The organism is Virgibacillus sp. Bac332 (assembly GCF_003667785.1).
Lineage (GTDB): Bacteria > Bacillota > Bacilli > Bacillales > Amphibacillaceae > Virgibacillus > Virgibacillus salarius.
The window spans coordinates 4,113,791-4,126,382 of record NZ_CP033046.1; the positions used below are offsets into that span (position 1 = coordinate 4,113,791).

Annotated in this window: 17 protein-coding genes; 6 read left to right on the forward strand and 11 right to left on the reverse strand. The window is 36.0% G+C overall.

Annotation, left to right across the window (positions count from 1 at the left end):
- Window positions 1-31: 31 nt before the first annotated feature.
- Entirely contained in the window at window positions 32-343 is a 312-nt protein-coding gene (locus tag D9782_RS20155; protein WP_026681535.1) for a YuiB family protein, read from the reverse strand.
- A gap of 143 nt (window positions 344-486) precedes the next feature.
- Entirely contained in the window at window positions 487-1,704 is a 1,218-nt protein-coding gene (locus D9782_RS20160; RefSeq protein WP_026681536.1) for an NAD(P)/FAD-dependent oxidoreductase, read from the reverse strand.
- Between the two features lie 318 nt (window positions 1,705-2,022).
- On the opposite strand from D9782_RS20160, the gene D9782_RS20165 reads away from it, so the two are divergent.
- On the forward strand, window positions 2,023-3,009 hold the full coding sequence (locus tag D9782_RS20165; RefSeq protein WP_026681537.1) for an NAD(P)/FAD-dependent oxidoreductase: 987 nt from the start codon (window positions 2,023-2,025) through the stop codon (window positions 3,007-3,009).
- A gap of 61 nt (window positions 3,010-3,070) precedes the next feature.
- Here D9782_RS20165 and D9782_RS20170 read toward each other — a convergent pair whose 3' ends face one another.
- The 3 genes from D9782_RS20170 to D9782_RS20180 all read right to left on the reverse strand — a co-directional run bounded on the left by D9782_RS20170 (window position 3,071) and on the right by D9782_RS20180 (window position 4,707).
- On the reverse strand, window positions 3,071-3,427 hold the full coding sequence (locus D9782_RS20170) for a HesB/IscA family protein (RefSeq protein ID WP_026681538.1): 357 nt from the start codon (window positions 3,425-3,427) through the stop codon (window positions 3,071-3,073).
- A 79-nt stretch (window positions 3,428-3,506) separates the two neighbouring features.
- On the reverse strand, window positions 3,507-4,364 hold the full coding sequence (gene dapF, locus D9782_RS20175; protein ID WP_026681539.1) for a diaminopimelate epimerase: 858 nt from the start codon (window positions 4,362-4,364) through the stop codon (window positions 3,507-3,509).
- A 16-nt stretch (window positions 4,365-4,380) separates the two neighbouring features.
- On the reverse strand, window positions 4,381-4,707 hold the full coding sequence (locus D9782_RS20180) for a YuzD family protein (RefSeq protein ID WP_026681540.1): 327 nt from the start codon (window positions 4,705-4,707) through the stop codon (window positions 4,381-4,383).
- A gap of 146 nt (window positions 4,708-4,853) precedes the next feature.
- Between D9782_RS20180 and D9782_RS20185 the strand changes: the two genes are divergently transcribed.
- Window positions 4,854-5,078: a NifU family protein gene (locus tag D9782_RS20185; RefSeq protein WP_026681541.1), complete on the forward strand. Its 225-nt coding sequence runs from the start codon at window positions 4,854-4,856 to the stop codon at window positions 5,076-5,078.
- A 202-nt stretch (window positions 5,079-5,280) separates the two neighbouring features.
- Here the strand turns inward: D9782_RS20185 and D9782_RS20190 are convergent, their stop codons facing one another.
- On the reverse strand, window positions 5,281-6,246 hold the full coding sequence (locus tag D9782_RS20190; RefSeq protein ID WP_026681542.1) for a 2-hydroxyacid dehydrogenase: 966 nt from the start codon (window positions 6,244-6,246) through the stop codon (window positions 5,281-5,283).
- Between the two features lie 35 nt (window positions 6,247-6,281).
- On the reverse strand, window positions 6,282-7,253 hold the full coding sequence (locus D9782_RS20195; RefSeq protein WP_026681543.1) for a protein kinase family protein: 972 nt from the start codon (window positions 7,251-7,253) through the stop codon (window positions 6,282-6,284).
- 89 nt (window positions 7,254-7,342) lie between these two features.
- Here D9782_RS20195 and D9782_RS20200 point away from each other — a divergent pair, with 89 nt between their 5' ends.
- Window positions 7,343-7,846 carry a phosphatidylglycerophosphatase A family protein gene (locus tag D9782_RS20200; protein ID WP_121605571.1) on the forward strand — a complete coding sequence of 168 codons (504 nt, stop codon included), beginning with the start codon at window positions 7,343-7,345 and terminating at the stop codon, window positions 7,844-7,846.
- 184 nt (window positions 7,847-8,030) lie between these two features.
- Here the strand turns inward: D9782_RS20200 and D9782_RS20205 are convergent, their stop codons facing one another.
- From D9782_RS20205 to D9782_RS20215, 3 genes are all read right to left on the reverse strand, one after another.
- Window positions 8,031-8,804, reverse strand: coding sequence for a TIGR01457 family HAD-type hydrolase (locus D9782_RS20205; protein WP_026681545.1), 774 nt, complete (start codon window positions 8,802-8,804; stop codon window positions 8,031-8,033).
- Window positions 8,805-8,898: 94 nt separating this feature from the next.
- The gene (locus D9782_RS20210; protein ID WP_051388330.1) at window positions 8,899-9,531 is read right to left on the reverse strand and encodes a helix-turn-helix transcriptional regulator; all 633 of its coding nucleotides are present in this window, start codon (window positions 9,529-9,531) and stop codon (window positions 8,899-8,901) included.
- 12 nt (window positions 9,532-9,543) lie between these two features.
- The gene (locus tag D9782_RS20215) at window positions 9,544-9,984 is read right to left on the reverse strand and encodes a DUF86 domain-containing protein (protein ID WP_026681546.1); all 441 of its coding nucleotides are present in this window, start codon (window positions 9,982-9,984) and stop codon (window positions 9,544-9,546) included.
- A gap of 113 nt (window positions 9,985-10,097) precedes the next feature.
- Between D9782_RS20215 and D9782_RS20220 the strand changes: the two genes are divergently transcribed.
- From D9782_RS20220 to D9782_RS20230, 3 genes are all read left to right on the forward strand, one after another.
- Complete coding sequence (locus tag D9782_RS20220) at window positions 10,098-10,367, forward strand: SAV0927 family protein (RefSeq protein WP_121605572.1); 270 nt, start codon at window positions 10,098-10,100, stop codon at window positions 10,365-10,367.
- A 45-nt stretch (window positions 10,368-10,412) separates the two neighbouring features.
- Window positions 10,413-11,855 (forward strand): amidase, encoded by a 1,443-nt coding sequence (locus tag D9782_RS20225; RefSeq protein WP_226983534.1) that lies wholly within the window; start codon window positions 10,413-10,415, stop codon window positions 11,853-11,855.
- A 127-nt stretch (window positions 11,856-11,982) separates the two neighbouring features.
- Entirely contained in the window at window positions 11,983-12,258 is a 276-nt protein-coding gene (locus D9782_RS20230) for a hypothetical protein (protein ID WP_026681549.1), read from the forward strand.
- A gap of 24 nt (window positions 12,259-12,282) precedes the next feature.
- On the opposite strand, the gene D9782_RS20235 is transcribed toward D9782_RS20230, so the two are convergent.
- Entirely contained in the window at window positions 12,283-12,558 is a 276-nt protein-coding gene (locus D9782_RS20235) for a YutD family protein (RefSeq protein ID WP_026681550.1), read from the reverse strand.
- Window positions 12,559-12,592 lie beyond the last annotated feature (34 nt).

Below are 12,592 nucleotides of genomic sequence, written 5' to 3' on the forward strand. Positions count from 1 at the left end.
TATCTCTTTTTCTTTGTTATAAATAAAGCTTTTAAAACATTTGATATCCACTTTTTCTTAATAACTTAATAATGATTCCAGACACAATTGTACCTGCAAATCCTGCTACTAATATGGCAATATCAACTGGAGTGATTTGCATTAGCCTGGAAAAAGCTTCTGAAAATGCAGATCCTGGTGCCTTTAAATACTCCATTGTAGACATATTATCTACAATAATTAATACGACAAATGGATATAAAAATGCCATCAACCATGTTCTTCGTAATAACATATTCAATATAAATGCAATACCAAAAAAGATGACAAAATATAATATAATCGACACTACTAATTGAATCAAAACAGGTGGCTCCCTTCGCAACTTTACTCACCTAACAAGCAGTTAGACATTATTATGTATAAACAATTTCTTTTCCCTTTTCCATTTTAAATGAATTTAGAAAAAAAGCAAAGACAGTGGCACTGTCCTTGCTACATCCACACTTAATAAAAAATGTTAAACTTTCCTTTTTTCATTAATAAACTTAGTCCACCTAATTTCAATAAGTACCGATTATCAATTATCTTTTTCATCACAGTTGCTTTCCAGCCAAACAATTTTTGATCGTTAAATATAACCCCTATCGCATCATTATGGCCTAGAGAAGCTACTGTACCAAGTATTTCCGGTTCAAAGTGCTCCATTTCTCCGCCTTGAATATACGCTTTTACATTATGGGCAACTACGGCTGATTGTTGAATAGCAATTTGTGCTGTTGGTGGATAAGGTCTCCCCGTTTGTTCATTCATAATAAGTGCACAATCGCCAATTACAAATACATTATCATAGTCTGGCGCTCGCATATCCTTTTCTACTGCCACTTTGCCTCGATTATTTTCAAAACCGGACTTCTCAACAAGAGCGTTTGCTTTTACACCAGCTGCCCATACCGTTGTTAGTGTTGGAATTTCCGTTATTTCACCATTTTTTTCATAAACAACACTAGTAGCTGTGCATTCTTTAAGCATTGCTCCAGTAACAAATTCAACTCCGCGTGATTCTAATGAATTCATCGCATATTCTACTAATTGTGGATCAAACCCAGGCAAAATAGTAGGTGATCCTTCAATATTAATTATTCGTACTAAATTTTTATCAATATCATATTCTTCGCAAAGCTCAGGAATACGATTTGCAAGCTCACCTAGAAATTCAACTCCAGTAAACCCACCACCGCCTACAACAATATTTAATCGTGCGGGGTTTTTTTCTGATTCGTTGTGATACAAAGCAAAATTATATTCCATATGTTCGCGAATAAGGCGAGCACTATTAATGTTTCCAATTGTAAACGCATGTTCTTCTAAGCCAGGAATACCAAAGGTTGCTGCTTCAAATCCAAGCCCGATTACCAATACGTCATAATCTAATTGGCCATTTTCCAGTTTAACTTTCTTTTCATCTGGCTTAATAGAAATAACTTTATCTTTAACAAATTTCACCTTACTCATATTTATTACATCTTTAATCTGTATACGAGTTCGATCATGATGTAAGGTTCCTGCTGCGTTTTCATGAAGCCAAGTGGTTTGGTAATGATAATCATTTATATTCACAAGTGTTATATTTGCCTCATTTACTCCTAATGTCTTTTGTAATTTAACTGTAGTCATCATGCCACCGTAGCCAGCACCTAGAATTACTATATTCGGTTTTTTCATTCTAATCACTTCCATTTTTTTACTATTTTGTACGTTTGTGACATATTTCACTTAATAGTCATTAGAAAAAACTTGGCTACTTTACCAAGTGGATAGAAAAATTAATAGATTTATAATGTCGTTGTCACATAATCGTAATAAACATCCTTGATAATAGTAGCCTTTTTCTATCTACATTTCAACCCTTTCTTTTGTTTCCCCAATTATTAAATTTTTCTTAATAGTAAGTTACAGAGTGCTTTCATGTTCTACTAAGGGGAATTTATGGTACTATAAACAATGGTATACTAAATTTTATCGGAAGTGGAGGGAATTATTGTGACCAAAGAAGTCTATGATGTTACTATCATCGGCGCAGGTCCCGTAGGTTTATTCACAGCCTTCTATGGCGGTATGCGTCAGGCAAGTGTTAAAATAATTGAAAGTTTACCACACACTGGCGGGCAATTAACTGCTCTATATCCAGAGAAATATATATATGATGTTGCTGGTTTCCCTAAGGTTAGAGCACAGGAATTAGTAGATAACTTAGAGGAACAAGCAAACTTATTCGATCCAGAAATTGTTTTAGAACAGGCAATCGAAAATGTAGAAAGGCTTGAAGATGGAACGTTCAAATTAACATCCAATAAAAAGGAAGTACATTATACAAAGACGATCATTATTACAGCAGGAAACGGAGCTTTTCAGCCTCGACGTTTAGACATAGATCAATGCGATAAATTTGAAAACATTAATCTCCATTACCATGTTAAAGATATGAACCAATATAAGGATCAACGTGTTGTCTTACTTGGAGGTGGAGACTCAGCTGTTGATTGGGCGCTTATGCTAGAACCGATTGCCGAAAAGGTAACTCTTGTGCATCGTCGTGATAAATTCCGAGCCCATGAACACAGTGTGGAAAAGCTTTATGCATCGAACGTAGAAATCCTAACACCGTTTGTACCATCAAATATCGTTGCAAATGAGCGTATTGAACAAGTCGTTTTGGAAGAAGTAAAAGGTGACCGAGAAATCACATTGGATGTCGATGCCGTTTTATGCAATTATGGATTTGTTTCTACACTAGGACCAATTAAAGACTGGGGACTCGAAATTGAAAAGAATAGTATCGTAGTAAATTCAAAAATGGAAACCAATATACCAGGGATTTATGCTGCTGGAGATATTTGCACATACGTTGGAAAAGTGAAACTCATTGCAACTGGATTTGGCGAAGGTCCTACGGCTATAAATAATGCAAAACAATATATTGATCCGAAAGCCAGAATTCAACCAAAACACTCAACTAGCATGTTTTAAGATACTAACTATAGATAGATATAAATAATAGCTGAAGCAACTTATTGCTTCAGCTATTTTTCTAACAATCGCCAGGCGCGCCTGCCTTATCTTTTGTTCTAAAAGATGATCCACAACCACAAGATACGATAGCGTTCGGGTTATCAATACTAAATCCGCCACCCATCATATTTTGTTTGAAATCAATCGTTGTTCCTTCAATTATAGGAATATCCTGATTATTGAGAACAACTGGTATTCCATTAATTTCTTTCGTTGTATCTAACTCTTCATTTATTTCGTATTCAAAACCTAGTGAATAGGATAACCCACTACATCCGCCACCTTTTACACCAAAGCGCAAATAGGCACCATCAGACTCTTCTTTCATCATATTTTGAATCTGCTTACTAGCATGATCGGTAATATTAATAGCCATCTCATGGACCTCCCTTTAAGATGATTGCTTATCTTCTTTAAGTATACAAAGTCCTTGAATAGGATTCAACTGATGATACTCAATCGTCATAGTAATAATCTCCTGTAGCTATAACTTCTGCTCCTCCAGTCATCCAGACATAGCCCTGATCATCCCATTTAATAAACAAATCGCCGCCTGGTAAATGAACAGTTATTTGTTCATTACGGTTAACCAAATCATTCAACGCGGCTGCAACTACTGCCGCACAAGCACCAGTACCACAAGCCTGTGTAATACCAGACCCTCTCTCCCATACACAAAAATTTATTTCAGTAGGAGTAAGCACCTCAATAAATTCTACATTTATCCCCTGTGGGAACCGTTTGTCCTTTTCAATTGATGGTCCTAATTCTACTAAAGGGGCATCATCAATATTGTCAACAACAAAAACAGCATGCGGGTTGCCCATAGATACCGCTGTTACTTTAAGCTGCTGATCCATTATTTTAAATTGTTCTGCTACTACTTTTTCTGTTTCACTGCCTATCATTGGAATGTCCGCTCGGTTAAGCTGTGGCTTCCCCATGTTAATTGTTACAAGCTGCACATTATTATTCTGTATTTGAACCTCTGCCTCTACAATATTAGCTTTCGTTTCTATTTGAAATTGAGTGACATCAACAATTCCATGTTCATAGGCATACTTCGCAGTACACCTTAATCCATTACCACAACTCTGCCCTTCTGAACCATCCTTATTAAATATCCGCATACCTAGTGCCGCTCTTTCACTGGGATGAATTAAAATGATACCATCAGACCCTATTCCTGTGTTCATATTAGATACGCTTTGCGCTAACGCTGGCAGCATTGCTTCCTCTAATTTATGCTGGAATAAATCAATATATATATAGCTATTTCCAAGTCCATGCATCTTCGTAAAAGGGATTTTCATGTTCGTTTCCTCGTTTCTATTTATTCTGTAATGGAATGTTATGTTTATCCAATGCATGATAAACTGTTTTTAACCGCGGTATACCTTCAGCAACCATTTCGTCATTGATCATGACAATGGGATAGAATAAATCATCACGCACTATCTTTTCAATAAATGCCTGATGCTTTTCCACATTTGGAGGTTGATCAATATCTATGTATTCATATTTTAGGTGATCATCTATATATTTCCGACCAATAGCAGCTTGTAGCCATTCATAAGTATCCCTAGAGCCTGGTGCGCCAACACAGCTCGCACAAATCTGTTCTGCCCCATATACCGTTATCTTTATTTGCTTCATCCCATCTAGCCTCCTTTATACGATATCTTTTATTTTACAAAATGTTTATCTAAAGATAAAATAAAAATGATTATCAGTTTCAATTATGCCATAGATTTTTTGAAGAATCCGTTCTATAATAGATAGAAGAAAGGAGAAGATGGATAATGCGAGACCAAGTACAAGAAGTATTAAATAAATTACGTCCATTCTTGCTACGTGATGGTGGCGATGTGGAGTTAATCGATGTAGATGAAAACGGCATTGTGCTTCTTCGTCTGATGGGTGCATGCGGGAATTGCCCGAGTTCTACCATTACATTAAAGGCTGGGATTGAACGCGCCTTAATGGCCGAAGTACCTGGAGTAACAGAAATAGAGCAAGTATTTTAAAACAAACTAAATCGATAACATAGCTAATAATTATATTTTATCCTATACAAAGAAGGCCTCCAACGACAAGGATGCCTTCTTTATTTTTGTCTAGGAAATATTGAGCCGCGTCCAGTTCCAGCGCCCAGAACTAGATGACTTCACGACTCGCTCCAGTCGCTACATTTCTAATCGAGCGCTTGCGCTTTTGTTCCTATCTATTTTACCAAACAGGCGTCTTCGGCTGACCGCCTGTTAATACAGAAAGCGTATTATCCAAACACAATTTCCACATAGCAGTTCGTGTTTCTGTACTCGCCGAACCAATATGTGGAAGTGCAACAACATTCTTCAACTGCATTAATGGATGATCAGCATGAATAGGCTCCTCTACAAAGACATCCAATCCAGCTGCCTTTATTTCTCCAGTTACTAAAGCATTCTCTAACGCTGTTTCATCTACTACTGCACCTCTAGAAATATTAATAAAAATACCAGTATCTTTCATTTTATGAAAGGTAGTCTTATTAAATAATTGCTCCGTTTCACCAGTTAAAGGCACAACAGATACCACAAAATCTGAATGGTGAAGCAACGTATCGAAATCTGTATAAGTGGCATTTAGCTGTTCTTCCGCTTCAACATTTCTAGAACGGTTATGGTATAAAACTTCCATTTCAAATCCCTTGGCTCTCCTTGCAATTGCTTGCCCAATTCTTCCCATACCTACAATCCCAATTGTCTTATGGTGAATATCGGATCCCGCCAATAAATACGGCCCCCAGTTGTCCCACTTATCTTTCCGTATATAATCATTTGCCTCCATAAGCCTTCTTGCAGTGGCCATTAACAGGGCAAACCCTAAATCAGCAGTTGTTTCGGTCAGCACATCTGGTGTGTTAGTTACAGCAATATTTCTAGCCTTTGCTGCTTCCATATCAATATTATCGAAACCTACCGCTAAATTCGCAATTACCTTTAAATGAGGAGCTGCATCTAGCAACTGCTGATTAATCTGTTCGCTTAACATGCAAATTAATCCCTCTGCCTCTTTTATTTCTCGCAACAACACATTTTCTGGTACTGGGTCATTCTCTTTTTCCCAAAATTTTATACGGAAGCTATTAGTATAAGGGGCGATTAATTCTTCTGGTATTTTCCGTGTAATATAAATCAATGGTTTCTTCAACGGTATGACCTCCATACGTAATTATGTTCATCATTCTATAGCCAGTGTACCACAGGAATTTGCAGAAGATCACAATCCACCTCTACTTGATTATAAAATTTCCCGAGCTTTTCTTCATATTCTGATTGTGTTTGAAGTAATTGCTTGAATTGCTCGAGTGCATCGTCATTTTCAGATGTTAAATTCCATTCCAAAAAATCAAAAATATGAATAGGAAAAAGTAACCTTGCATATATTAAACGCCAGCTAAACACAGATAATGGTCTGATCGCTTGATAATCATTTAAAAAATTGGAAGAAATTGCACCTGGATCTTTGTTTAAGATGTGCTGTCTTAAAAATTCAGAAATATCTCTCGATGGGTGATCATAAACTAATTCCATTGGCCACATAATGGGCTTTATCAGTTGATTTGTATATCTTCGAAAAGCAATCGTTCCCTGATCTACTTCATAAAATCGCTGTTCCTGTTCACTTTCACGAATATATTGAATTGCATTTTCACTTATACCGATGAAATAAGGAAGTACATCCATTACTAGACGGTAATATGCTGAAGGGGTTTCACGTGCTCTCTGCTCAAGATGATTCTCTAATGTGTTCACTTTATCGATCCATAATTCCTTCCATTGTCCATAGCTGGAAATAGCCTTTGGTTCATATCCATAAGCATTACCAATCTGATGAAATTCGGCTAGTAATTTTCCATCAGATAGAGTAATCTCTCTATATGAAAGTTTGCCTTGAACAACCATAAGCTGCGTATCCTGAAAAACTGTAAACCATTCTCCTTGATTATTTGATATTGGAATTGCCATATGTGTATAGTAGTCTTCCGCTAAATAATAAGCTACAACCGCCTGTTCCATATAAATAATTTCATTGTTATCAATAGAAATGGTAAAATAAACATATTCTCCAGATTTAAAGCATTCTTTGCCGTCAATCCATCTTTTTTCTTCTGGTTGAATGTTGTAATTTTCATAAAGCCACTTTTCATAAGACAAGTAGATCCCTCCTCTGGGCATTTATACTAATTGTATGTTGAAAAGTTACCTTCTTTACTTAAAACTATAAAAAGAGAGGAAGTTACATGATGGGTCAAGAGACAAATCAGAGTGAATTAGAAGTTAAAGCTAGACAATGGCTTACTGAACGTGGAGTGACGATTGATGATATAGCAGAACTCGTTTATTATCTACAGTCTAAGTACCATGATGATTTAACAATAGAAGTTTGCAGACATAATGTTGATCGTGTTCTAACAAAAAGAGAAGTACAAAATGCCATCCTGACAGGTATTCAATTAGATGTATTAACAGAAAAGAAACAGCTAGAGCAGCCGCTACAAAAAACCATTGAGGTTGACGAAAGTTTGTATGGTGTAGACGAAATCATTGCATTATCAATCGTCAATGTATATGGCTCAATCGGCTTTACAAATTACGGGTACATTGATAAACAAAAGCCTGGCATATTACAAAAATTAAATGATAAATCCTTAGGAGAGTGTCATACGTTTTTGGATGATATTGTAGGTGCAATTGCAGCTGCGGCATCTAGTCGCTTAGCACATTCCACTGATGAAGAAAGTTACTAGATAAAGTGAAACTTCAAACCATACTTTTAACTTAGACTGTCAAGCAGTTCTTCTTATATTAGAAAAAATCTAGATTAAGCCATCACTTTTAGCATACAAGAAGAGAATAAAAGACGAAGATATCGAAGTCTTATATAGTAAACAGAGAGTAGATATACCATTGGTTCTTCTACTCTCTGTTTACTTAAATATGTTGAAGCCATTCATGTAAACTATGCACATAATAGGTCGGCTGGATTTCAAGGTTTGGGTACTCCTTAATAGGAGTAACACCAGTAAAAACCATCAATGTATCCATCCCTGCACCTATGCCAGCTCGTATGTCTGTAGCATAATTATCGCCAACCATTAACGCTTCATCCTTTTTCACTCCTAACACAGTTAGGGCTTCCTCCATAATAATGGATTCTGGCTTACCAATAAAGGTTGGCGCTACTCCAGTACTAACTGTAATTACAGATGTCAGTGATCCATTCCCAGGTAATAATCCTCTTTCACTGGGAATCGCTACATCGCCGTTCGTAGAAATAAAAGTAGCGCCATCCCTGACAGCCAAACAAGCTTTTGCTAGCTTATCATATGAAATGTTCCGGTCAATGCCAACAACTACAAAATCACAATCCTGATCTGTAATAGTCAGTCCTTGCTCTTCTATAGCTTGATGTAATCCATCTTCTCCTATAACATAACATCTTGCTTGTTTCTTTCTTGCTTGAATAAACTTTGCTGTAGCTATACTCGTTGTCACTATCTGCTGTGCAGTTGCAGTAATCCCCATTTTATTTAATTTCGTAGATACATCTTCTTGTGTTTTTGAAGAGTTATTAGTTACGAACACATGTGGAATGTTATTGGTTTTTAATGTAGCAATAAATTCTGCAGCCGCTTCAATTGGTTCATTTCCTCGATACATCGTACCGTCTAAATCAATTAAATAGCCTTTATACGCATGTTTCATGAATATTCCTTCTTTCTAAACTAAAAAGTCCAAGCGACCTTGCTCACTCAGACAACGTCTTCTTTATTCAACTGCAGGAGAAAGATATAGTCCTTCACCTTTCTTCCAACTGCTTTATTGTCCACATACAATAAGGTTTTCCATCAGTAATACATGTATGTGAAATAACTTCACAGGTAGAAAAGATGTCTTGATACATTGCTTTTTCATTTTGACATACTTGTGTATATTTAGAGGATAACGCAGAAATCGGACAATGATAATTTTTCATTTCATAGTGTCCTACATCTACCTTTTTCAATTCTACCATATATCCATTTCCATCTTGAAACTTAGCCATTTCTTTAACCTTACCATCAAAGTCACTGTCACCTACGAAATCCTCTAGCTGATTCCGTTCCCGCAGCATTCTTTGCCAAAGTAAATCATCAACCGCTCTCTTACCTTGAAGATACTCAAGATCCTGAAGCAGCTCTAATGGCAGTTTTTCGTTTTGATTTGGGAATAATCCATGCCCCTTCTCTGTAAGCTCATAAGTAAAATATGGTCTTCCTAGTTTCTGCTTTATACTATTTTTCTTGATAAATCCATCCCGCACTAGAGATTGTATATGCTTTCGAACAGCAATTTCCGAAATCGTAAAAAAAGGCAACATATCTGTTATAGTTACTTCATGTCCTTTTTTTATTAACGTCAATAGCTTTTGCTTCGTAGGTGTTTGTTTCATAACGTATCACCCCTATGATTCATTTGAAAAAGCGTTAGCTACTCCTAGTTCATTATCTAAGTACACTCTTATATGTGCTGAAAATTGTTTATATACATGATAATTAGCTTGAATCGTATGTATTAACTTGTTATGGTCGATGTTTGTATAGTCGGTTACCAACACTTTTCTTAGCTGTATTAATTCTTTATAAGCAGTTTCCTCATCTTTAGGAAGAACCTGTTCATCTAACAAAATATCGATAATATCGTTATAACTACCTGGATCACGCATAATAAATCCATCGATCATCATATTTCCAACATCTAATGTACATTCTATTACTATATGTACAGCTCTTTCCAAACTTAATTTATCGATTAACGTTTCTGGAGCGTTCATTTTCAATACATTGATGACCTGGTCCATGTATTGAAGCGTCTGCTGAATCTTACTCCTATCTACAAAATACATGTAACAACCCCCCCATTATGAATTACAATCTTATCATACCATATATTATAGGATTATTGAGCAAAACATGATATAGTTAAGGAAAATGTCAATATTCGGAAAAGAGGGATATGATGGGAAGTAAGTATGAATTAATTAAAGATGAAACTGTTACAAAAGAAGTGCGTTATATAAGTTTCATGGGAAAGTTACAGCGTTATGATTTTGCTTTTTTAAAGAATGATGATGATCCAAACAAAACCACCATTATCAATTTGCGTAAAAATCGATTTACAGTAGTAGGAAAAGAGGATTTAAACGATCCAGGAAAGATAGAGCATATCTTCCATGAGACAGCTATGGAAGCTGATGAAATTCGGAACTTCCTACATGAAGTTCTTTAATTACAGCAAATTTCATGCATAATTTAAATACGAGGAGAATGAAGGATGATGGGAACTGTGATCTCTTCCAACAAGGAAGATATACTTAATTTAGATGTTACAGCTATATCCCATGCTATTAAAGAAAGACAGTTTTCAGTGTTAGAAATCGTTAGTGTTTATATAGAAAAACAAAAACAAATAAATCCGATTATTAATGCAGTAGTAGAAAATCGGTACGTTGAAGCGCTACAACAAGCAAAAGAGCTGGATATGTTTTTAAAAAATAATGAGCCATTATCCCCTCTATTTGGTGTCCCAATAAGTGTAAAAGAATCCATTCATGTCAAAGGTATGAAAACGACTGGTGGACTAGAACATAGAAAAGACTTAATTTCTAGAAAAGACGCAGTAGTTATATCGAAATTACAGGAAGCTGGAATGATTATCTTAAGTAAGACAAATACACCTGCCTTATGTTTTTGTCAGGAAACAGATAATCGACTATATGGTCGTACCAACAATCCTTGGGATATCAATAGGACCTGTGGAGGCTCAAGTGGAGGTGAAGGAGCCCTGTTAGCAGCAGGAGGTGCTCTTGCAGGAATTGGCTCTGACATTGGTGGTTCCATTCGATTTCCCAGTCACTTCAATGGCGTTATTGGTTTTAAGCCCGGTTTTAAACAGGTTTCAGCTCATGGGCATTTTCCAGCTGTTACAAATGATATCCAAAATAGAATGTTAAGCATTGGACCAATGGGTAAATCCGTTCGGGATATGGAACTTATCTATTCAAGCATCTCCGAAAATGAAATAGATGATTGCTCTCTAAAGAATTTTAAGATAGAAATTTTACCTAGTAATATGGAACAACCATTAAATGAAGTAACGAAAAGACTGTTAGACGATATTGAAAAAGTACTAACAAGATCGTTTTCTACTTTTCGACGCATTCCTCCAATGTATCATAACTGCGCTACATTATGGCAAGAAATGCTCTCAAGTAATGGCAGTGAATTAATTGAAAAAGCTGCATTTAACAATGACAGGTCTTTTCTCTTGAAATCTTTTCTTAAAGAAAAACTAACGCAACGCTCTAAGATTCATCCGTATCTGTCGAAAGCAATTTTTGGAGCAAAGCTTTTTAAACCATCGATTAGCCGCATTCGAGAGATGGAAGAGACGATTTTACAGGGAGACAAGATTCTGGGAGCGTATTTACAAAATAGGCTACTCATTTTTCCAATTTATCATACGGGAGCATTAAAGCATGGAAAAGTCTATCGACAAATATTCTCCATGCGGCGAACATTTCTCACTTACATGCCTTATGTAGCCTATGCAAATGTTTGGGGATTACCTGCATTGACCGTACCGGTAGGAAATGATGAAAATAATATGCCAATTGCTGTTCAAATAATAAGTAAATCAGGAAATGAGGATGCAATTTTTCGATTAGGAAAAATGCTTGAAAAAAAATACAGAGGCTATAAACGTTGTGAGCTTTAATCCCTAGCATCATTTCATACGAACTGCCTTTATTTTCTACCCATACAACTCACTATATAGTCAAAACTAATACCAACACCTTTACATTAGTTGTTGGTATTTTGTGTGAAAAGGATGTGTTTAGTTGATGGCAAAAGAAAAAAAGAAGACATATTCAAACTTTACCAATGTGGAAAGTATGCACGACAAGTTAATTCCTGAGGAATTCCCAGAAGGATCTTTTGGTTCTCCAATGAATGAATATGCTCTAGTGGAAGGTAAATCGACTCCTTGGGAAAAAGGACAACGACGGGATAGTGCTTTTGTTTACCCTGATAGAGAACGTCATAAGGACTTACCTAGACAGGCTGATGGCTCACATGACCCACATAATAATCCTGATGGCGATTTTGGAAAAGAGTAGTAGCAACATCGAGCTACTGCTTTTTTATGTAGCAATTTTTTGAAGGACAAAATAAGCACATCCAAAATTACAGTATTCATATAAATAGTCATCTAAGGCACTTATCTTATTGTCAACAGGTGCTTTTTGGTTTTGATCTGCATAAAAGCCTTTTAATCGTAACTGGTCATAACCCCAGTCACCAACAATAAAATCATACTTAGCTAATATATCTGAGTACCGTTCTTTTAACATATCCTCACTAAATCCATTTTTATGATTTTCCACAAGCTCGTATTTTTTCCCTTGCAACTCTATCATATAAATCCCCCCATATATCGTGTCTACAGTTTAT

Coding starts and splice junctions, on each gene's coding strand:
- D9782_RS20160 (WP_026681536.1), bottom strand. CDS start 1,704: ATGAAAAAACCGAATATAGTAATTCTAGGTGCTGGCTACGGTGGCATG.
- D9782_RS20170 (WP_026681538.1), bottom strand. CDS start 3,427: ATGGCTATTAATATTACCGATCATGCTAGTAAGCAGATTCAAAATATG.
- dapF (WP_026681539.1), bottom strand. CDS start 4,364: ATGAAAATCCCTTTTACGAAGATGCATGGACTTGGAAATAGCTATATA.
- D9782_RS20180 (WP_026681540.1), bottom strand. CDS start 4,707: ATGAAGCAAATAAAGATAACGGTATATGGGGCAGAACAGATTTGTGCG.
- D9782_RS20185 (WP_026681541.1), top strand. CDS start 4,854: ATGCGAGACCAAGTACAAGAAGTATTAAATAAATTACGTCCATTCTTG.
- D9782_RS20200 (WP_121605571.1), top strand. CDS start 7,343: ATGGGTCAAGAGACAAATCAGAGTGAATTAGAAGTTAAAGCTAGACAA.
- D9782_RS20205 (WP_026681545.1), bottom strand. CDS start 8,804: ATGAAACATGCGTATAAAGGCTATTTAATTGATTTAGACGGTACGATG.
- D9782_RS20210 (WP_051388330.1), bottom strand. CDS start 9,531: ATGAAACAAACACCTACGAAGCAAAAGCTATTGACGTTAATAAAAAAA.
- D9782_RS20215 (WP_026681546.1), bottom strand. CDS start 9,984: ATGTATTTTGTAGATAGGAGTAAGATTCAGCAGACGCTTCAATACATG.
- D9782_RS20220 (WP_121605572.1), top strand. CDS start 10,098: ATGGGAAGTAAGTATGAATTAATTAAAGATGAAACTGTTACAAAAGAA.
- D9782_RS20225 (WP_226983534.1), top strand. CDS start 10,413: ATGATGGGAACTGTGATCTCTTCCAACAAGGAAGATATACTTAATTTA.
- D9782_RS20230 (WP_026681549.1), top strand. CDS start 11,983: ATGGCAAAAGAAAAAAAGAAGACATATTCAAACTTTACCAATGTGGAA.
- D9782_RS20235 (WP_026681550.1), bottom strand. CDS start 12,558: ATGATAGAGTTGCAAGGGAAAAAATACGAGCTTGTGGAAAATCATAAA.